Source organism: Sinorhizobium chiapasense (assembly GCF_045277575.1).
In the GTDB taxonomy this organism is placed as follows: domain Bacteria; phylum Pseudomonadota; class Alphaproteobacteria; order Rhizobiales; family Rhizobiaceae; genus Ensifer; species Ensifer chiapasense_A.
On sequence record NZ_CP144206.1, the window covers coordinates 982,406 to 1,002,758 of the forward strand.

Genomic DNA, 20,353 nt, shown 5'->3' on the forward strand with positions numbered 1-20,353 from the left:
ACCGTCAGGCAGCTTTCTTGGTCGCAACGGTCTTTTCGACGATGCCCATGAGGTCGGCCTCGTTCACGATCAGTTCCTCGCCGTCGATCTTCACTCGGGGCCGGACCATTGCCGAACAGGATCGTATCACCGGCCTTAAGGTCGAGCGGAATCAGCTTACTGCCTTCATCACGCGTGCCTGGACCAACGGCGATCACTTCGCCTCCCCGCGACTTTTCCTTGGCAATGTCGGAAATGATGATCCCGCCCTTGGATTTGAGATCGCCTTCCGCGCGCCGGATGACGACGCGGTCATGGAGTGGGCGCAATTTCATCGAGATACTTTCTGTCCGACGCATGGGGCGACTGCAATCCTTACATAGCACCTTTGGCACTGAATTGATAGGAGTGCGAAGAAATATTATTTATACAAGGAAAAATGCTGGGAAATATAAGCCAACAATTATTAGCAGTTCCGCCGTGAGTTCCAATAAATATACAGAGATTATACGTCACTCAATACATTGTTATTTTCTTAATCTAAGAATTTGTTAATGTGACGTCGTGGGAAAACCTTGATCACGCCTTGATGGGAACCCAATCGAGGCGTGGAGGTCGGAAAGCCGAAGCAGGAAAAGGCTCCACCGAAAGCTGAGAGCATATTAGGCAGTGCTGGATCTTTATTGGTGTGGTTAAGGCAAGAGGCAATATGCTCCCCCCGACCGGCGAAGTATGGACCGGCAGGTCGTCCGGGGCGGTTTCGCCGGCCGATCGGAGAAGCGCAACGGCGGCGGCCATGTAGGTCGAGTTCCAGCCGACGATCGCGGCATTTCAGATACAGACCTAATGGATGCCATCATCATCGAAGCATCCGGGGCGGGTTTCGACGTAGACATCCCGGATCCTGCTTCCGCGGCGCGGATGAGGGATTCACTTGAAGAATGGGATAATCAAGGCGGCGCAGTCGAAAAACCGCTGCGCAGGGAAACTCAAGGCAGGAGTGGCGATGACGCGGATGGAGGCGGCGGGCAAAAGCGACCAAGGACCGGAATAGCGACCAAGGACCGGAATGAACTGCTCCAGCGAGGGTCAAGCGAGCCGGTCAGCAGTTCGACAACGAGCCTTTTGCGAATTTCAAGTCCGCCTGGCGCGCAGGTATGTTGACGACTTCGTCCAATCCGCACCGGAAGGGCGGGAAAAGCGGGCTGAGAGCACTCCCGGCCGGCGGCGTCGGCTGGATCGAGTAGTGGCAAGCCTTACTCAAAATACGTTTAGTGATCTGAGCAACGAGACGATACCGACGATTACAACGACGATCTGAGCCATCTGCTTCATCGTCGAATCAATCGGAAGTTTTTGCACGAGGTACAGCACCAAGGCGATGACAAGGACCGTGATCAGGATGCTGATTGTGATGGACATGCCCCACGCCCCTTGAAAGGAACCGCATTCCGGCAGTGAAGGTGTAAATATGGCTGAGTTCTATAAAGGGAAGGGCGGCGAGGGCGCGACACAGAACGCTAGCGCCGGTCCCACCTGCGCGGGATAGGCATCCCGGCCGCCGTTTACCGTACCGTGTGGACTTGGCGACTCTCTTTGGGTCGACCCGCAAACGTGACTGGCAGAAAGCCGCTGATCCTGTCGATGAAGCGGCGGGCAACGTGACGGGGTTAGGGCTTCGTTCCCCCTTAGCGTTGTTGGCCTTTATCAACCAAAGACAGCAAGAAGCTTGATGTTCAAGGGCTACGATGCGATTCTTCGGGCATGATCCGAAGGAGATGAGAATGTCGGAGATGCTTGCAGCGCTTACCAACATTCGGACCGCGGAAGATATGGTCGTGGCCTTTCGCGATGAGGAGCAGTGTCGGCGATTGCTGGAAAGCATGGTTTGGCCGGCCGGGAGAGTTTGCCCTGCCTGTGGTTACAAGCGCTCGATCGCAATCGCCGGGCGCGATATGGGCAAGCGGCGTGCGCGTCCGGGTCTCTATCAATGCTCCAGCGGCGATTGTCGGTTCCAGTTCACGGTGACGACACACACGCCGCTGCACTCCACAAAGCTTCCTCTGAGTGTCTGGCTGAAGGGCATGTGGCTCATGCTGCAGTCGGATAAAGGTTTGTCCTCGGTGCGCCTGGCCGAGGCTCTGGGGGTGAGCCAGCCGACGGCCTGGCGGATGGGACACGCGCTGCGTCTCATGGCGGCGCGCGAGCACATGCTCGATGGCACGGTGGAGGTCGACCATTTTTATCTCGGTGGGCGCGCAAGAATAAATCCGGAAGATCCGCCGCCTGGACGAGGCCGAAAAGGTCTGCCGAATACCCAGAAGACGCCTGTCATGGTGATCGTGCAGCGACCAGATGACGTAACACCCGGCACTCCGGCCGGTGACGCGCGTGCTGCGGTGGTGACGGGTCTTTCGCTCCGTGCAGCGGCGCGTGCCGCCGAAGCGCAGATTGACCCCGACGCCTATTTGATGAGCGATGAGGCGACAGCGTTCATGGCCCTTGGCGAGAACTATGCCAGGCATGACACTGTGAAGCATTCCAGCCGCGAATACGTTCGTGACGCCGTTCATGTCAATTCGGTCGAAGGTTTCAATGCCCGCGTCCGCCGCACCATTGCCGGTGTCTTTCATCATATCAGCCCGCAGCACGCTGATCTGTATTTCCACGAGATCGGCTTCCGCTGGTCACAGCGCATTGTGACGGGCCAGGCTGTTCGGAAAACCCGAAACGGCAGGGAACGGATGAAAACCCTGTGGTCGCGAGTGCCGCCGGCGCTGCAATTGCTGCGAATCTTTCGCGCCGCGACCGGCCGTCAACTGCGCAGAAGTCGGGATGGTGGCATCATCGTCAAATCAGCAGTCGCTGTCTTTGGTTGATAAGTGCCGCGTTGTTTAGCGGACTTTCAACGCGCTGCGCTCGCATAGACATTAGCAGCTTCGATCGTATCGATGCCGCGAAGTCGCATCTCCTTGACCAGCCGATCCTGCAATGTCTGGTTGGCACGCTCCACTCGACCCTTGGCCTGCGGGGTGTTGGCACAGATGATGTCGATATTGAGTTCATAGAGCGCCCGTCCGAACTGCGTCAGGCCGCTTGTCCGGTCTTTCTTCGACGCATGGAGCGAGCGGAAAACGCCGTGCTTGTCGCTGTAGAAGGCCAGCGGCTTGCCCCATTGCTGCAGATAGGCCTTCGTCGCGTGCAGATAATCGAATGTATTCTCCGATCCAGCAAAGCGAAGATGTAAAAGCTTGCCGGTGGCGTCATCAATATAGACGAGCAGGGCGCATTTGGGGCCGCGGTTCTCGAACCACCAGTGATGCGACCCATCGATCTGCACCAGTTCGCCAAAGCAGTCGCGCCGGCCACGTGGCTGGAAAACCCGTTTCTTGCGTTCCCGACGCGAGATCCAGATGCCAGCCTCGGTCATCCATTGCCGCAGCGTTTCCTTGGCAACTGAAATCCGGTGCAGCTCGATCAGCTTCTCGCGCGCCAGCGTCGGACCGAAATCCAGATAGCGTTCGCGGATCAGATCCAGCGCCGCATTGCGGAAATCCTCGCTGTGGCGCCGATTGCTCGGCCGGGATCGCTTCTTCGAAACAAGACCGGCCGGACCATCTTGATCATAAGCCTGCAGCAGTCTGTGGATCTGACTTCGACTGAGGTTGAGCAGTTCGGCAGCCTGGACAACGCTCAGGCGCTCGTCACGGATCTTCTGGATGACTTCGAGGCGATGCAACTCTTTCTGCGACATGGTGATCAAACAGGACATGACGACTCCGACCGCTCATGGTCTCGACAGGCTGAAGGTCGTCATCCTTGCTCCCAACGTTGGCTTTGACCAGTGCGTCGAGAGGCGAGACTGTCGCATCTCTAACTGGCCCAACTGTCGCATTACTAAATAGCCATGGGGAATCTAATCCAAGTGCAACATTGCCGTGTGAAGGGTAGGGCATCACGCGCAGTCGCGCAAATGCGCCATGAAGACCTCGGCGGGCGTGCGGTAACCCAGGCACTTGCGTGGCAGCGCGTTCAGATGATGGACGAGAGCGACGAGCTGTTGCTGGCTGACAGCGGATAGATCGGTATCGCCGGGCATGAAGCGGCGGATGCGCTTGTTGGCGTTTTCCACCGCACCTTTCTGCCACGGCGCACTGGGGTCGCAGAACCAGCTGCGCGCGCCAACGCCATCTTCCAAAGCCCTAAAAGCGGCGAACTCCGTGCCGCGATCAAAGGTGAAGCTCTGCCGCGCAAAGGCTGGCAAGGGAGAGAACGTTTCGATGATCTTGTCCATGATCGGTCGTGAGTGCCGGCTCTGGTTTTTTATCATCACGGTGTAGCGGCTCTTGCGCTCAACCAAGGACGTGACGTTGGCGTTGCCCAAGTCACGTTGGAAGATCAGCAAGTCGCCCTCCCAATGGCCGAATTGCGAACGATCACCAATGAAATCAGGACGTTGCGATATCCTGCAGGCAGCAGGAAAGCCGCCGTCGCGGGGTTTCCTCGAGCCGCGGGGGCGGCGTTTGCGGCGGCCTTCCGGCAGATGCTGATAGAGCTCCAGCGCCTGATCTTCCTTGCCGTAGATAAAGCGATAGATCGTCTCGGTGCAGACACGCACGGCGCTCACGCCATCGGCGAGCAGACGACCGGCGATCTGTTCCGGGGACCAAAGCGCCTTCAGCTGCTCGATCACCAGTTCGCGCAATTGCGGGTGCCGCACAAGCTTCCTCAAACGCTGCCGCCGCTCTTTGCGGATGTCGTCAGCAACCGTTGGGAAGTAGCCGTTATAATCGGGCAGCTCGCGATCGTGGAAGGTGTTGCGTCTGATCTCACGATAGATCGTCGATCGATGACGACCGAGTTGGCGCGCCATTTCTTTGATCGGCAGTTTGCGTTCGACAAAGTGGAAGAGGCGGCGTCGATCGGCCAGATTCAGCTGCGAATAGCGTCGTGACATTCCAAAATCTCCAAGGGGAAGCCATTGAAATCATTGGCATGTCGCACTTGGAAATAGAATGTACCCGGCTACAATACAATGTGGCGGCCAGGTTGAAATGTCCGCCGCTGAGCAAAGTTAAAATGTCACTTTCGATACGTCTTTAGCCCTTTAGAAATGCCACACCCGACATCTCCACTTGCGCTGCGGCAAGCCCCCGACCGGACCGGCTGGGCCGGGTTGCAAGGGAAGGGAGGGGGCGGGTGAAGGGCACTATTCGGCTTTAGCTTTCTCAGTAGCAATTGTTCCGTCGCCGGTTGATACTCGCTTGCACCTGCATAGGGCGAAGTAGGGATCACAGCCGCACGATGCTTCCGGAAATCAAGCTGCAAGGTGACGTCGATGTCGCCGCGCTGTCACCCCTGCTTCGCGGCATGCTTCTTTCGGTTGCCTATGCTGGCGGTGAGGGCGGGATAGGATTGACGGCGACCGGCGCCATGAACCGCAAGTTCGTGCATTGGGCCGCTGTGCACTTCCTCTGGCCAGGCTTCACAGCCGAAGACCTCTACAGCATGAACAAGGTGCTCAATGAGGGCGACGTGCCGCCGCTTTGGGTCGTGCGCGACATGACCCGTCACCTGAAGCTTCTTCGCCGGAAAAAAGATGTGCTGCTGCCAACCAGACGCGGCCGGGAGTTTTTGGCAAAACCGCAAGCCTTCTTCGATCTGATCGCCACGGATTATCTCTATTCCTATGTCCATACCACCGAGCGGGAAGAGGAGGTCCGAGCGCGGTTACGCTGGTGGCGCATGTTGCTCAATCTTCTCAATATCAAGGCCAGGGAAGGGTGCACGCCAATAGACGTTGTGAAGATCCTCTATCCAGACCTGGCGCCTCTGTCGGACACCGAAATGACCATAGAAGCCTGGACGTTGAAATCCGATCTCCAATATGGCGTCTTTCGACGCTTGTGCTGGCTCGGCTTGCTCTATGAGGCACGAGAGGGGCTCACGCTCCTCCAGAACGGAGCCTTCCACAAGACCCCGCTTTGGCCGGCTTGCCTGCAGCTGGAATCCGATACGCAAAGCGACATCGGCGTGCATTGACCGGATCTGGAAGCGCTCCTTACTCCGCGGCCTGCTGCCTCGACAGCGCTTGTAGTCGCCGCGCAATCACCGCCGGATCATTCTTGATATCCGTCCGCTTGCCCGGCTTGCGTCCGCGCGGCGTGTAGCCGACCTTCTCGCTGTTGGTCTTCACCTTCGGCGTTGGTCGCTGATCCTGACGCTCCTTGATATAGGCCAGGACATCACCAAGCCGCTTGTTCTCGGTGATTGCCGCATGCGTCACCCGCTGGTCCTTGTCGAATATTCTGTAGGGCAGGGAATGGCCTTTCCAGCGCACATCCAAGCGACCATCCGCATAGGCATAGGTCTCGACATAGCGACCAGCCAATCCGCGCGTCACCTCGGTCTCCTCCAGCATGATCCGCTGGCGCTCAAACGAAAACGTCAGCTGCGATCCGACATAACGCTGCTCGCGTTTGCACAGGATCTCGACCAGCCGATCCGGCGCCAGGTTCATCGGCCGGTGCAGGTCCTCGGGTCGGGCAGGGGTAATGGCAAACTGGCGGTTATAGCGCTCCATGAACCGAGGCAGGAAAGCGTTGCCGTCGTCCATGCCGCAGATGCCCTCCAGGCGCAGATCCTTGATCAACCGGTCCTGTAGCGTCCGGTTCATCCGCTCAACGCGGCCTTTGGCCTGGCTCGAGTTTGCGCAAAGAATCTCGATATTTAACTCGCAAAGTGCACGCCCGAACTGGGTCATGCCCTGACCGCCCTTGGCATCCTTCTTCGCCACCCGGAACACCGAATGCTTGTCGGAATAAAAGGCGACGGGAGCCCCATGCGCCTTCAGATAGAGCTCGAGCGCCTCGAAATAGCTGAACGCACTTTCCGATCGTACGAACCGCAACTGCATCAGCTTGCCGGTCGCATCATCGATGAACACCAGCAACGAACAGGGATCACCGCGATCTTCGAACCAGCGATGCTCGGATCCATCGATCTGCACCAGTTCGCCATAGGCCTCGCGCCGCAATCGTGGCTGATGGAACGTCCGTCGCTGCTTGCGCGGCAGCCAGATGCCGGCCTGCGTCATCCATTGGCGCAACGTCTCGCGCGACACCGTTAGCCCATCACGCTCGGCAAGCTTCTCGGCCGCCAAGGTTGGACCGAAATCGGCATAGCGCTCTCGAATGAGAGCCACAGCATAATCGCGAACCCCATCGCCGATCCGGTTGTTTGACGGCCGGCCGATCGCCTTGTGCCGGATCGCCGCCGCACCGCCAGTGCTGATCCGCTCCAGTAGCCGGCGCACCTGGCGCTCGCTTAAGCCCAGAACACGCGCCGCCGAGACCAGTGTCATCCGGCCGGCGGTCACTTTCGACAAAACCTCGATCCGTTGCAGATCACGCTCACTCATCGCAATCAATCCCATCCGCAATCTCCCACGTCATCAAAACGCGGGCAGAGTGACATTCTTACTTTGCAGAAACAGGACACTTTAACTTTGCGGCTACATACAAAGATCACATAACATACATTATGGAACATCTAGGCGGTTTGGCTCGTGTTGCTTTTTGCGCTTAAACCGCTGTTCGAGCCGCCGTGAATTCTTTGATACAGTGCGGTTTCGGCTGCTGCTCCCCATTACCAGTCAATTGACGATTCCCCGGAATGGTCATCGGCGGTTCTTTCGGCGCTCCGCGTTTCGGAGCCACGATCTGGAGCGATGTGCTGAAGCCGTCGCTGGAGTTCTCTGTCAATCTCCACGCCGAACGAGTCGAGCACGTCGGCGATGTGGTTGGCGAATGAAATGGTTGAAGTTCCCGCGAATAGCAGTCCAATTGCCGTGCCTGTTGTCTGCTCAAGGATGAGTGCCCCGGAATCGCCCTGCTCGCTGAACGGAAGGGCATCGATCGATTTAATCGCGATCTGATCGTGGAACAGAATCGTCCCGATGTCGTAGGGTACCTTGAGGTCCGCTGACGCTGTCTACGTAGCCCCTGGTGTAGCCGGTTGTGCGCCCGAATTTCTCGACGATCGTGTTCAGCGCCGCGGACTTGGTGCCGGCAGGCGGGCCGATTGCCAAAATATCGGCGATGGCGAGTTGCGGCTTAAGCAGACGGTCGCCGACGCTAAGCGGCGGCGGTAAAATCAAGTCTTCGCGCCCTGTTAGGGCAACACCCTTGAGAGTCTAGAAAATTTGTAATCTTCGTGCTACATATTCGCTAAATCTGTAGTGCGAAGGTGCCAAATGCCCACTCCCCATAGTCCTCCTGCGGCGGTACGGCGCGCGCTGCGCAAGCTTGGGGCGGACATCCACGATGCCCGTCGACGCCGACGGCTGCCAATGGCAGTCGTAGCTGAGCGCGCCTTTACGTCTCGTTCGACATTGCAAAGAGTTGAAGCCGGCGACACCAACGTCAGCATCGGCATTTATGCTGGCGTCCTGCAGGCGCTCGGCCTGCTCGACGGCCTAAGCCGAGTTGCCGATATCAGCAACGACAGCGTCGGGCAGGCGCTGGCCAGCGCAGATTTGCCCAAGCACATCCACCTCAAGCGGCCGAGCGGATCGTCCCGCGATGGCTGACTTTGAGGTGCATATCGATCTGCACGGCCGTACGCGCCCGATAGGACTGGCGAGGAGAAACCGCGGCCGAGGCGCGGAGACCATCCTGTTCGAGTACGATGGAGCATGGCTTGCGGACCCGGACCGCTTCTCGCTGGAGCCAGCACTTGCACTGACGCGTGGTGCCTTCGCTCCCCCTGCCGGATTGGCGATTTTCGGCTCCATCGGCGACTCGGCGCCGGATACTTGGGGCCGCCGCCTCATGCAGCGCGCTGAGCGCCGCCTCGCCGAACGCGAAGGCCGTGCCGTTCGTACCCTTGCGGAAAGCGACTACCTGCTCGGCGTGGCCGACGAGACCAGGCTTGGCGCGCTCCGCTTCCGCTGGGTCGGCGACGAGGTCTTCCAAGCACCGATCCGTACCGGCGTCCCTGCCCTGATCGAGCTTGGCCGTCTGCTTCAGATCACCGAACGGATCCTGCGGGACGAGGAAACGGAGGAAGACCTTCAACTCATCTTCGCGCCTGGCTCCTCCCTCGGCGGTGCGCGGCCGAAGGCGTCGGTCATCGACCAGCATGGCCATCTCTCCATCGCCAAGTTTCCGAAGGAGACCGACGACTACAGTATCGAAACCTGGGAGGAGATCGCGCTGCGGCTGGCCGGTCAAGCAGGCATCGCCACCCCACAACACGAACTCCTCGAGGTAGGCGGCAAAGCGGTCATGCTGTCGCGACGCTTCGATCGTGATGGCGCAATCCGCATCCCCTTTCTTTCCGCAATGGCCATGATGGGCGCCAAGGACGGCGACCGCGGCAGCTACCCCGAAATCGTCGACGCCCTTGCGCAACATGGCGCACAGGGAAAGACGGACGCCCACGCGCTCTACCGGCGCGTCGTCTTCAACGTGCTCATCTCCAATGTCGACGATCATCTGCGCAACCACGGCTTTCTGTGGCTGGGAAAGGCGGGATGGTCGCTCTCCCCTGCCTACGATCTCAATCCCGTTCCGACCGATCTCAAGGCACGGATTCTGACCACTAACATCGATCTCGATGAAGGCACCTGTTCGCTCGACCTACTCGAAGCCGCGTCTGAATTCTTCGCGCTGACGCTGCCGCAGGCCCGCTCGATCATCAAGGAAGTCGCCACTGTCACCGCAAACTGGCGTGACACTGCGAAGCTGGTCGGTGCACGCAGCGCCGAGATCAACCGCATGGCAAGCGCCTTCGAGCATGACGACCTGAAGCGTGCACTGGCCCTATGACGAGAACCTTCCTTCACAGCCTCGACCCACCATCGGCCGGTCCCTTCACCGGCCCAACCGTCAACCTCGACGTTGCGGACATCGAGAATGCTGGAATCCGGTCCGCCTTCGATGCAGAGCCGCAGGGGTGCGGACGCGGCTATCGGCATCCTAAGACAGACCGCAGCTTCGCGTCAGTTGACCAGTCCTAGCGCCGTCATCCAGCAGAAGCGCACGCTCGGCATGTTGAGTGGACTGGCAGTAAGCTGACAAGTGGGGTGACTACGAGCCAGCGCTATGACCCGCAGTTTGTACTCCATACTACCTACCCAAAAGCCCGCTAAATAAGCGAAATTTCCCTACATGCCCCAATCCGCATAGGTTCAACAGCGTGAAGCAGCGTGAAACAGCGGTATCCTCCCTGCCCCCATCGTGACTGACTGTGCTCCACAATCATCCTACCTGCTGCCGCCGTTCTTCACTCGGGACGCAGTACAACCTAAGACTTAGGTCCGACACGCTCAGGCAAAGGTCGTAGTTGCATTGCCGAATCCGATTTGCCCTGACATTCCTTGGTCGCGCCAACGGCACCGATGGCGCTTGGGATCCCAGAGCGCCCCCAGCCCCAAGCGACCAGATGCTCTGGGATCCACTCTTCTCGCGCCATGCGCGCGGCGCTCCCCAGCCTTGGTGAGTTCCGCATGTCCCAGAACTGGATCGGAGGAACTCGGGCAGGGAACGCAATGTTCGTGCCCCCCAGGCCGATTGTTACCGGCTGCTGCAGGAAGTTCGCGAATACGGCACCTGGGAAAACTTGGCTCGAGTTCTCTCTCGATGGAATCACCGAAATAGCCGAACAAGCATTTGAGACTGCCAATCGGATTGCACGACTGTTCGACGGCGACCGCATCATAAGAGAGTCTGAACGTGTGGAATTGGTCCTACCTGGGCAACCATCGCGACGCTGCTGCAGGCAGCGAAGATGACAATATCAATCCGCTTGCTTCGCTCACCCAGACCCTTGAGCGCATTGCCAACGGCTGGCCGAGCTCAGAAATCGACGCGCTCATGCCGTGGAACTACGCCCGCTGAACGGCCTGGGCTTGCCGTTTACGCGTTGATCGTCGGCATAGTCAGTCCACTTCGCTTCATTGCTGCGGTGGCGGTCAGATAAGGGCTTGTGCACATAGATTCGTGGATCTGGAAAGTGATGGACTATTTTAGCGAAGGAGATGTCTGAGGGCCGAAGGAGCCTACCTGATGGCCGACTGATACAGGCAGTCCTTGATGCCGTTCGATCATAGAAGAGCACCGGACTTCCCGCCGCAGGCTACCTCCTCAGCACTCCATCGTCGCGCGAGCGTGGAATTCTCCGCCAAATAGCGGAGTGAGGGTAGGCTCGGAGAGCAGAAACCCTTGAACATGCGTTGCCCCTGCGGCCTGCGCGGCTCCGAACTGCGCATAGGTTTCAACGCCTTCGATGACCACGATCGGCGCGACGCAGGATGCAAGACCGACCATGTGCGAGAGAAAACGCTCCGCGTCACTACGATTCAGACGCAGGAAAAATCCGTCGATCTTCACGATGTCGACCGGCAGCGACAGGAGCGCCTCAGGCGTCGAGAACCCTGTGCCGAAGTCATCGACGGCAATCCTGTAGCCGAGCGCCTGCAGATTTTGGAGGAACCGGCCAGCCGCCGGAATTCCCGACATGGGCAGGCTTTCCGTCAATTCGAGGACAAGCCGCGGTGCAAACCGCGTGTTTGTAGACAGCAGATCGTAGAGAAGCGTTCTGTTGCGTTCGTCGGAAATGCTCTCGACCGAAATGTTGCAGCCGAGGACACCGTGCGGCTGGCATGCAAGCCAGTCAAAAGCCAGGGCGAGCATATGTCTGTCGAGTGCCGCGATGCGGCCAGCCGCCTCCAGATAGCCGACGAACTCGCTCGCTGCCATGATTTCGCCGTCGGGTTTGACGAGCCTTCCCAGGCATTCTGAATAAAGGACACTGCCGACATCGGCGGCTGAGTTGATGTGTTGAAGTGAAAAGCCAACGCGTCTGTTTCTTACTGCCTCGTCGAAGGCCTCGGCAACACGATCAAACATTCGAACTCCGCCTGGTTGGCAACCGACCCGACAACAGTCGCCGGAGCCGGCTGCCTGTCTTTGTTTTACTGGGCAATTTCCGCGTCCGGATCCGTCTCATCCACTGTCGCTGGCGGCAGAGTTTCGCGGATTTCGTCGATCTTTCCGACCGCAGGGCCAACACCGAGGATCTCCTTGGCCTCATCGACCATGTCGTCGGTCACGACACCGTCCTTGGTGAAGCCGGCGAGCGCATCGCGCAACGCTTCGTCGCTCAAGGCCGGATCCGCGGGGACGGCATCCACGCCATTTTCGGCCTCAAACTCGGCATAGGCCTTCGCGTAGGCCGAGATTCCGGCCATCTTCGGATCGTTCGAATTGAGGTAAGCGTGATAGTTGCGGTTGAGCGAAGCGAAACCCGGTGTTGCTCCCGGCGTCACAGGTTCAACCACCGGCTCAACGACAGGCTCAACAACAGGCTCAATCACCACCGGCGCTGGTTTGACGACCTTTTCGGCCTTCACCGGTTTAGACGCATTTTCTTTGCTCTTCGAAACGTTCGACTTCCGGTGCGACTTCTCGCCGGACTTGCTTCCCTTCGTCTCCTTCGTCTCCTTGGTGCTCTTCGCATCGTCGGATTTACCGTGGCCGGAATTACCGCCACGATCGCCGCCGTGGCCGCCTCCATGATCGCCGCCGTTACCGCCCTTGGCATAGGCGACCCCGCTCAGCGCCAAGCTGCCGCCAGCCACGGGGGCGATTGCCAGCGTCAATGCCATGATGCCTCGTGCGACCAGTTTCGTCGTCGTAGCCATGTGAAACTCCTTATTCCGACTTGCTATTGCTGTCCTCTCGCGGATGCGAGCGAACGATCATTGATGAAAGGACGATATCCGCGCCGCGGAAACGGCGCCACCGACCCCCGACCATTGCCTCCGCGCCCGGGACTTAGGTCTGAGCCTGGGGACATCAAAGGTCCGAACAAAATTGCTGAGATTGCCACGCCATTGACCGCGTCCTGAGAGTGGTTAGGGTGGCGTGGCCTTGCTACAATCGTCACGCCGTACGAACCGGCGGCCCGATCCGAGAGACCTGGTGCGCGTCAATCAACTCATCGCCCGTTGGAATTCGCAATCGCTTGCCACGCAGTTCTTGCTGATCGGAGGTGTCGTTGCCGCATGCGCCATGGTGCTGATCGGAGCCTTCGTTTCGAACAGAATCGAAGACGCCGTCACCCGAAACTCGGCCGCGACGACAGCACTCTACGTCGATAGCGTGATCGCGCCGCTGCTACCCGACATGCAGAAGAATGAAGTCCTGGACGAGACCGTGGCTCGCGCGCTGGACGAGACCCTTGGCCAGGGGGCACTGGGCGATCGACTTCTCTCCTTTCGCCTTTGGCGCGCGGACGGTACTCTCCTCTATGCGAGCGATCGGGCCGCTGTCGGTACGAAGGTCGGGCTCAGCGGTGAACTGCAAACCGCATTCTCCGGCAAGATGGCCGCGCGCTTCGATCCGGAAGGAGAAGCAGCGGCTGACAAAGGTTCGGCCGTGCCGGCGCTCGTTATTTACAATCCCGTGCTGCAGCCCTGGTCCGGACAGGTGGTTGCCGTGTCGGAATTCCACGAAGTTGCCAATGAGTTTCAGCAAAGTCTCAATCAGGCGCGTATGCACACCTGGCTGGCGGTCGCAGCCTTCACGCTTGCCTTCTTTGTTGTGCTGTCGGCAATCGTGCTTCGCGGCAGCAAGACGATCGAGATCCAGCGCCATGCCCTCAAGCAAAGGGTCGATGAGCTCTCGGCATCGCTTGCCCAGAATGAAATCTTGCGGGGTCGCCTCCAGCGCGCGTCGCAGCGCGCCACGGCGTTGAACGAAAGCTATCTGAGGCGCATCGGGGCGGACCTGCACGATGGCCCTGCCCAACTCGTGGCCTATGCGTCGCTCAGGTTGGACAGTGAAGCCTTGAAGCGCAGCAAGATGCCGGTCGCCACGCGTGATCGCGAAATCGCTGCGATAAAGGCGAGCTTGGACGAGGCGATGCAGGAGATCCGTACGATCTGCGGCGGACTGGTCCTGCCGCAGATAGAGACGGCGGGTCTGACTGAAATTCTCGAGCGGTGCGTAAAGGCGCATCAGCAGCGGACGGGGTCGCCGGTCGAACTGCAGTTGACCAAGCCTCCCGAACGCCTCTCGCACGCCGCGAAGATATGCATCTACCGGTTCGTGCAGGAAACCCTCAACAATGGCTTTCGTCACGGCGGCGGCATTGGGCAACGGGTGTTCCAGCGGACGGATGGCGACCGCGTCATGATCGAGGTTGTGGACAATGGGCCCGGTTTTGATCCGGACACAGTTCTGCCCTCAAGTCTTGGTCTTGCCGGCCTCAGAGAACGGATCGAAAGTCTCGGAGGAACATTCGAGGTCGTCACAGCGGCGACCGGGACAACCGTTCGCATGACGACAAGCGTCAAGGAGCTATGACAATTATGGTGTTTCCAATTCGCGTTGCCGTCGTGGACGATCACCCCTTGTTTCGGGAAGGTGTGACCCGGAGCCTGTCGGAGATCGAGGGCTTCGAGATCGTCGCCGAGGGTAGCTCGAAGGATGATGCCACCCGGATCGCTGGGAGCCTCCGGCCGGATGTCATGCTCATGGACATTTCCATGCCCGGCGGCGGACTGGAGGCGATACCGGCGGTCTTGGGAATCGTCCCCTCGCAGAAGATCATCATGCTCACCGTTTCCGAAGACGGCGATGACGTGACAACTGCACTGGATCGAGGGGCCACCGGCTATGTGCTGAAGGGCGTTGGCGCAAGAGCACTTGCCGACGTCATCCGCACAGTGGCTTCGGGAGACCGCTACGTTGCGCCGACCCTGTCGGCCAAGCTTCTGTCCAGCCGGGCACCGGCGGCCGGTAGCAAGTCTGGCCTGGTCGCCAACCTAACGCCTCGTGAACGGGAGGTTTTGGAATTGGTGGCAGCCGGCATGAGCAACAAGCATGTTGCAATCCAACTGGACCTCCAGGAAAAGACCGTAAAGCATCACATGACGCAGATCATGACGAAGCTGGGGGCGGCCAACCGCACCGAAGCGGCGATGGTGCTGCGCGATGCGCGCGACGTCTGATCCACATCGAACCAGGACCGCATAACCGGCTTTGTGCGACCGCCGCCGGCTAATGCAGGAACGAATCTATTCGTTTTCTATCGCTCGCCGTTGCGCGGCGGTTGATGATGGTGCGTCCGCGGGCATCCTTCATGATGTAGCGGCCATTCGCAATTTCTTCGGTAATGCCGCCTTCGTGGCGAACGCCGACATCCTCTCCCTTGGCCTTTGCGTTGCCACGATTGGAGTTGTTGGAACGGTCGCTGTTGGAGTTGGAGCGATCATCGCCATTTGAACTCCCGCCCCCGTTTCCGCCACCATTTCCTCCACCGTTCCCACCGCCATTGCCGCCCCCGCCTCCACCGCCATTGCCATTGTTGGCAAAGGCTTCGGAATTGACGATCGTAGGCCCGGCGGCCGACATTTCGAGGCTGTAGGGTAAAGAGATGGCGAGGGTGCAGACTGCCGGCCAGAATGCTGTCAGGATCATCCGACGCGTGATCATCATATCTCCAAGGTCTTTTCGTGCGCAAAGCGCACTCAGCGCGGCGGGCAACGGACCGACTTTGCTCCCGACCGAGACGCACAGTCAACTCGCCCCCGCAAAGATCCTGCCTGCACAGGACCTTTCCCCCAGCCCGGCCGGACCTTCGTCCCATCCAAGCCAGACTATGGTCGGAAGACCGGGCGGGGATTCGTGGGTGCGGATCCGGCGGATCAGCTCGGCAGACGCGCCTGAGCCTGTTCTGCTGGCTGTTGTCGGATTGAGCCCGGTGCCCCGGTCTGGCGAAAAAAGACGGCCCCTTGAGGAGTTCTCCCTGTGGAGCCGTTGAGGTAAGCGAAGGGGCCAAGTGTCAGGGTTGCCGATCTGTGCAGGCTCCTGGTTGACCCAGTTGTAGGCATACCGTAGGGCGGTCCTGGAAACTGCCGCTCCGGCGTATGGAGCGTCTCCAAAAGTAGAGTGGCGCCAAAGTGTCCGCCATGGGACTTGAGTCTCATTCGTTGCGGCAAAGGTCTTAGTTCGATTGACGCGCGTTCCGGTCGCTCCGGTCTTCGGCACTTCGATTGCGTGACTGTGCCACAATGGGCTAGTTGCAGCGGGTTGAGGAGTAGATTAGTTGGCGGCTTCGTTGTCGAAGGCTCCGCCATATGGGACCTAAGTCCTATATGAGGCGGCAAAGGTCCTACTCTCCTTGCCGGGTAATTCAATCGCGGAATATCCTGATACAACCTTGGCGTCATCCACCGCCAAGGTCGCAAAAGTGGCTCCAGAGTCGCTTGCGACGCCTTTCCGGGCGACTCTGGGCCATGGCATCAAGCTCCTCGTGGTTGCATTCGCACTGAAAACGACGACGCCTCATGTGCTCCCGTTCCTTTCCGCGACATTTGTGACGGCTCGACTGTCCAGCGGCAACGCTATCAATGCCGATGAGCTGATCCGACTTCGAAGCGTAGCACAACCTTCGGTATATTAGCTAGTCATTACGGATGACTTGAAGGGCCCGAAGAAGGGGCGTAGCGTCCAAGTCTAAATCAATAGCCTCATAGTAGAGCGCATAACAATGCGTGATGATAACACGCGTGAGGGGAATATTTACCAGACAAAATCTGCTTATCGAAGTGGAAGATAGCCCTGTCGCCTAGGTGGCTGGGCTCTCTTTCTTTGGCCAATTCGTTCTATTGGGAGATTGATCGATGGCATTGGATATTCTGACTCAAGACATCATCATCGACGAGAGCACGGGGCTTACGGACGACGATATTGACTCGTCGGCCAGCACCAACACCACGTTGCTGTATCTCCTAAGCCTCGACGATCCGGGCGGGCTGACTTCACCTGAGGTCGCCTATCAAGCCAATTTCGTGCAGGCCTCGGCGAGCGCCGGGGAAACCATCAACTCGGTCATTCTGGCGCAGAATGACTCCGGAACGCCATTTTCCACCACCGTCGGCGTGAACAGCGGCATTCGCACGGTCGATGGCAATTATGTCTGGCTGTTCCAGGATCCGACGCACCCAAACGTCGTGATCGGCGTCATTGGCACTTCCGACCCGGCCGCCGAGCCCGATGAGACCGGACCGCTGGCCTTCGCCTTTGGGCTGGATCCGACAAGCAATAGCAATGCTGATCTTTACCTCGTTCAATACGTGCCGCTGTTCCATCCGGATCCGGACCAAATCGATGAACGGATCGATCTGACTGACAAGGTCTTCGCCTCGGTCTCCGGGACGACTGTGGTTGGTTTCACAGGCCAGAACGCCGCGCCCGGCAATCATGATTTTTACCTGATCAATTCGCCCACCGACGCCTCCAAGCAGTTGCTTGTGACGGGTTTCGTGAATTCAGCAAATGCCACCGCCAACGTGAGTACGCAAGGGTTCGGCGTCAATAACCAAAGCATAAATCCGACCGAAACGCTCCAGGTCGATTTTGTCACCGGCGGCAATCTCGCCGCGGGTAGTGGCTCGCAAATCCAGTACGGCAGCCATCTCGACAACGTCACGCAGGCCGGGTTCACGATCAACCAGATCACGCCCTCAAATCCGAACCTGCGGGTGGACATCACTATCAAGGCCTTTGACAACACCGGCAACGAGCAAGGATCGGACTTCTACGACGGAACAACGACCAATGCCGTTGACATCGTCAGCGTCAAGCTAACGGGCAAATCCGGGTTTGCCACCACCATCACCGCCGATGGCACCTATGCCACGGGCAGCGGCAGCGTTACCATCACTGGCCTTAGCGGCACTGGAAACGCCGTCACCATCACCGGGCTGGACAACGTCACAACCGTCGATATCACGACCGCCAGCCAGATGGACCGCCTGACGGTTACGGGGGTCGACGCGAACGAAGGCTGCGACATCACAGAGTTCCATTTCACGTCGCAAACTCCCAACGCCCACACTGAAGAGGTCGGCTCATTCATCAACTTCGATGACTCCGGGCCGACGCTTTCTATCACGGCAGCACCGGTAGTCGGCGCCGCCGAGGTGGTCGAGGCGAGCGGGGCTGGCGGACAGAACCAGGCAACGATCACCGCCCCGACTTTCAACGCAAGCGCGGTCGACGGCAAGACGACGGATGTGAGCTACGCACTCGCCCTGGCTGGCGGGACGGCGACCGGGCTACAGACCACGGATGGCAACCATGCGATCACGTTGGTGGCCGACTCGGCCAACCAGATCTCGGGCCAGTTCGACAGCGATGGCAACGGATCTCTGGATGCAACGGCGTTCACGGTGACGCTCTCCGGGACGACGGTTACGCTGACGTCGTCGGTCGCCCTTGAGCATTCCAACGCACCGCAAGGCGTGAACGAGGACAACACGCTCGACCTCAACGGCCTGATCAACGTCGTGGCAACGGTAACCGTGACGGATGGCGACGAGGACGTCGTGTCGCAGCAAAGCACCAGTTCGGCGCTGTCGCTGACCATCGGGGACACTGATCCGACGCTTTCGATCACGGCCGCCCCGGTGGTCGGCGCTGCCGAGGTGGGCGAGGCAAGCGGGGCTGGTGGGCAGAACCAGGTGACAATCACGCCCCCGACCTTCAACGCAAGCGCGGTCGACGGCAAGACGACGAATGTCAGCTACGCACTGGCGCTCGCGGGCGCAACGGCGACAGGGCTACAGACTACGGAAGGCAACCATGCGATCACGCTGGTGGCCGACTCGGCCAACCAGATCTCGGGTCAGTACGACAGCGATGGTGACACCGTGCTTGATGCGACGGCGTTCACGGTGACACTGTCCGGCACGACGGTGACACTGACGTCGTCGGTTGCCCTTGAGCACTCGAACGCGCCGCAGGGCGTGGGCGAGGACAACACCCTCGACCTCAGCGGTCTGATCAACGTCGTGGCGACGGTGACGGTGACGGACGGCGACGAAGACGTCGTGTCTGAGCAAAGCGCGAGTTCAGGTCTGTCGCTGACCTTCAACGACACCGATCCGACGATTACGGTACCGTTCGACGGTGACCAGACCGGTGCCCCTGGGTCCCACGAGACGCTGGCCAACACGCTCAACGCGTCGGCCACCGGGGCCTTTGGCTACGACATGACGGACAAGCACACCGCCGCAGAGTATGCGGCGGGCGTCAGCGACTTCGTCGATATCAACGGTGCTTTGACGGGCATCCAGATCGGGCTCACCGGCATTGTCGACAACGCGCAGAATCCGAATATCACCCAGGCGGTCGCAACCCTCACGGCTGAGACCGCGGCATCCGCGTCGTTCAATTTCTCATTCCACTACGACAAGGATCCGATCACGGCCGGTGTGCAGGACGCAACGGCTGGCGGCACGCTTGTCTTCGACAAGGCGGCCCACACCTATACTTTCACCCTGACGGACGTGATCGACGGGTTCAGCTTCGATGTGTTGCACACCAATGAGTTGCTGGCTAAGCAGCCCACGGGCAACAGCGGTCATCCGCTGATCGTGGCGGAACAACTCACGGCCAACAACGATCCTGATCCGTTCTTTGTTCAGTTCACCGGGAACTCGATTACCCGGCAGATCGGGTTCGGGTTCAACTCAACCGGCGACGGAGCACCGAATGGACCGCCTACCGATACGGCATTCACGCAGGGTGCCCATGATATGGTCACCAACGCCAACGAAGACTGGGTTAGTGCAACCCAAGCGACAAACGGCGTTGCCGGCGACACGATCCAGAAGGGTGAACTTCTGACCCTGCGGTTCTTCGAAGAGAACATTCTGTCAGATGTAAACCCGAACGCCCCCGGGGGTGGTACTGAGCGACTTGATCCGACCACGAGCGCCAGCGGCGTCGTCATCAAATTCGATGGCATCGGCAACAGTGAAGACCTGGTGCTGATCCTCGACCTGAAGGATGCCAACGGGAACGAGGTGACGAGAGCGGTCAACGTGGAGAATGCGGATCTGGTCAAGGGGAACGCCAATATCCCCTTCCCGTACAACACCGAGTTCACGCTCGATAACAACGATGCCCTGCTGATCATCGAACAGAACGACTACACGGTCGCCGGCGAGACCTACCAGATACAGGGCATCCAGATCATGCAGAGCGCCAATGGGTTGACGGGTAACGCCATCGATCTCATCGGCGCGACCGGGGACAATGGCGGCAGCCATGCCACCACCAACCTGACCGCTTTCGACCCGACCGATAACGATGTCCTGAAGATCGTCGACATCGGGTTTGTCCAGCAGACCAGCGGGACAATCGACGCCAGTCTCGACTTCGCATTCCAGGTCGTGGACGCGGACGCGGACCAGACAGCGACGCAGCACATACTTGTTGACATCGCCTGACATTTCTCCACGGGGGGCAGCCCGGCCCGTCCCCCGTGATCTGTTGCGCGGGGTGCCATGCCGGGA

The 20,353-nt window shown here is 59.3% G+C and carries 15 protein-coding genes and 5 pseudogenes; 12 read left to right on the forward strand and 8 right to left on the reverse strand.

From position 1 onward, the window contains the following. Positions 1-4: 4 nt before the first annotated feature. Positions 5-314 (reverse strand): annotated as a pseudogene (locus QM996_RS23410) (co-chaperone GroES). 484 nt (positions 315-798) lie between these two features. Here QM996_RS23410 and QM996_RS23415 point away from each other — a divergent pair. After that, positions 799-1,059: pseudogene (locus QM996_RS23415) on the forward strand (hypothetical protein); the annotation flags it as partial. 180 nt (positions 1,060-1,239) lie between these two features. On the opposite strand, the gene QM996_RS23420 reads toward QM996_RS23415, so the two are convergent. Further along, the gene (locus QM996_RS23420) at positions 1,240-1,401 is read right to left on the reverse strand and encodes a Thivi_2564 family membrane protein (RefSeq protein ID WP_334198416.1); all 162 of its coding nucleotides are present in this window, start codon (positions 1,399-1,401) and stop codon (positions 1,240-1,242) included. Positions 1,402-1,763: 362 nt separating this feature from the next. On the opposite strand from QM996_RS23420, the gene QM996_RS23425 reads away from it, so the two are divergent. Further along, positions 1,764-2,858: an IS1595 family transposase gene (locus QM996_RS23425; RefSeq protein WP_334198417.1), complete on the forward strand. Its 1,095-nt coding sequence runs from the start codon at positions 1,764-1,766 to the stop codon at positions 2,856-2,858. Positions 2,859-2,899: 41 nt separating this feature from the next. Here the strand turns inward: QM996_RS23425 and QM996_RS23430 are convergent. Further along, positions 2,900-3,751 (reverse strand): annotated as a pseudogene (locus QM996_RS23430) (ISNCY family transposase); the annotation flags it as partial. 183 nt (positions 3,752-3,934) lie between these two features. After that, positions 3,935-4,936, reverse strand: coding sequence for an IS30 family transposase (locus tag QM996_RS23435; protein ID WP_334198418.1), 1,002 nt, complete (start codon positions 4,934-4,936; stop codon positions 3,935-3,937). 347 nt (positions 4,937-5,283) lie between these two features. On the opposite strand from QM996_RS23435, the gene QM996_RS23440 reads away from it, so the two are divergent. Continuing rightward, positions 5,284-6,021 carry a hypothetical protein gene (locus tag QM996_RS23440; protein WP_334198419.1) on the forward strand — a complete coding sequence of 246 codons (738 nt, stop codon included), beginning with the start codon at positions 5,284-5,286 and terminating at the stop codon, positions 6,019-6,021. Positions 6,022-6,040: 19 nt separating this feature from the next. On the opposite strand, the gene QM996_RS23445 is transcribed toward QM996_RS23440, so the two are convergent. Beyond that, complete coding sequence (locus QM996_RS23445; protein ID WP_334198420.1) at positions 6,041-7,414, reverse strand: ISNCY family transposase; 1,374 nt, start codon at positions 7,412-7,414, stop codon at positions 6,041-6,043. Between the two features lie 239 nt (positions 7,415-7,653). Here QM996_RS23445 and QM996_RS23450 point away from each other — a divergent pair, with 239 nt between their 5' ends. The 6 genes and pseudogenes from QM996_RS23450 to QM996_RS23475 form a co-directional block, all read left to right on the forward strand. Then, the gene (locus QM996_RS23450; RefSeq protein ID WP_334198421.1) at positions 7,654-7,791 is read left to right on the forward strand and encodes a hypothetical protein; all 138 of its coding nucleotides are present in this window, start codon (positions 7,654-7,656) and stop codon (positions 7,789-7,791) included. A 442-nt stretch (positions 7,792-8,233) separates the two neighbouring features. Then, positions 8,234-8,569, forward strand: coding sequence for a helix-turn-helix domain-containing protein (locus QM996_RS23455; RefSeq protein ID WP_334198422.1), 336 nt, complete (start codon positions 8,234-8,236; stop codon positions 8,567-8,569). Continuing rightward, positions 8,562-9,809, forward strand: coding sequence for a type II toxin-antitoxin system HipA family toxin (locus QM996_RS23460; protein ID WP_334198423.1), 1,248 nt, complete (start codon positions 8,562-8,564; stop codon positions 9,807-9,809). The genes QM996_RS23455 and QM996_RS23460 overlap by 8 nt, the downstream gene beginning before the upstream one ends. A gap of 87 nt (positions 9,810-9,896) precedes the next feature. Beyond that, on the forward strand, positions 9,897-10,058 hold the full coding sequence (locus QM996_RS23465; RefSeq protein ID WP_334198424.1) for a hypothetical protein: 162 nt from the start codon (positions 9,897-9,899) through the stop codon (positions 10,056-10,058). Between the two features lie 398 nt (positions 10,059-10,456). Further along, positions 10,457-10,732: pseudogene (locus QM996_RS23470) on the forward strand (hypothetical protein); the annotation flags it as partial. After that, positions 10,720-10,880 (forward strand): annotated as a pseudogene (locus QM996_RS23475) (transposase domain-containing protein); the annotation flags it as partial. The pseudogenes QM996_RS23470 and QM996_RS23475, both read left to right, overlap by 13 nt. 246 nt (positions 10,881-11,126) lie before the next feature. Here QM996_RS23475 and QM996_RS23480 read toward each other — a convergent pair. Further along, a complete protein-coding gene (locus QM996_RS23480; protein ID WP_334198425.1) occupies positions 11,127-11,891 on the reverse strand; it encodes an EAL domain-containing protein in 765 nt (254 codons plus the stop codon). Between the two features lie 65 nt (positions 11,892-11,956). Further along, positions 11,957-12,685 (reverse strand): hypothetical protein, encoded by a 729-nt coding sequence (locus tag QM996_RS23485; protein WP_334198426.1) that lies wholly within the window; start codon positions 12,683-12,685, stop codon positions 11,957-11,959. Positions 12,686-12,965: 280 nt separating this feature from the next. Here QM996_RS23485 and QM996_RS23490 point away from each other — a divergent pair, with 280 nt between their 5' ends. Both QM996_RS23490 and QM996_RS23495 read left to right on the forward strand, forming a co-directional pair. After that, positions 12,966-14,351, forward strand: coding sequence for a sensor histidine kinase (locus QM996_RS23490; protein ID WP_334198427.1), 1,386 nt, complete (start codon positions 12,966-12,968; stop codon positions 14,349-14,351). A 5-nt stretch (positions 14,352-14,356) separates the two neighbouring features. After that, positions 14,357-14,998 (forward strand): LuxR C-terminal-related transcriptional regulator, encoded by a 642-nt coding sequence (locus QM996_RS23495; RefSeq protein WP_334198428.1) that lies wholly within the window; start codon positions 14,357-14,359, stop codon positions 14,996-14,998. Between the two features lie 49 nt (positions 14,999-15,047). Here QM996_RS23495 and QM996_RS23500 read toward each other — a convergent pair whose 3' ends face one another. Beyond that, positions 15,048-15,533 (reverse strand): hypothetical protein, encoded by a 486-nt coding sequence (locus QM996_RS23500; RefSeq protein WP_500270485.1) that lies wholly within the window; start codon positions 15,531-15,533, stop codon positions 15,048-15,050. Between the two features lie 1,139 nt (positions 15,534-16,672). Between QM996_RS23500 and QM996_RS23505 the strand changes: the two genes are divergently transcribed. Beyond that, the gene (locus tag QM996_RS23505; RefSeq protein ID WP_334198430.1) at positions 16,673-20,287 is read left to right on the forward strand and encodes a beta strand repeat-containing protein; all 3,615 of its coding nucleotides are present in this window, start codon (positions 16,673-16,675) and stop codon (positions 20,285-20,287) included. Positions 20,288-20,353: the final 66 nt, after the last annotated feature.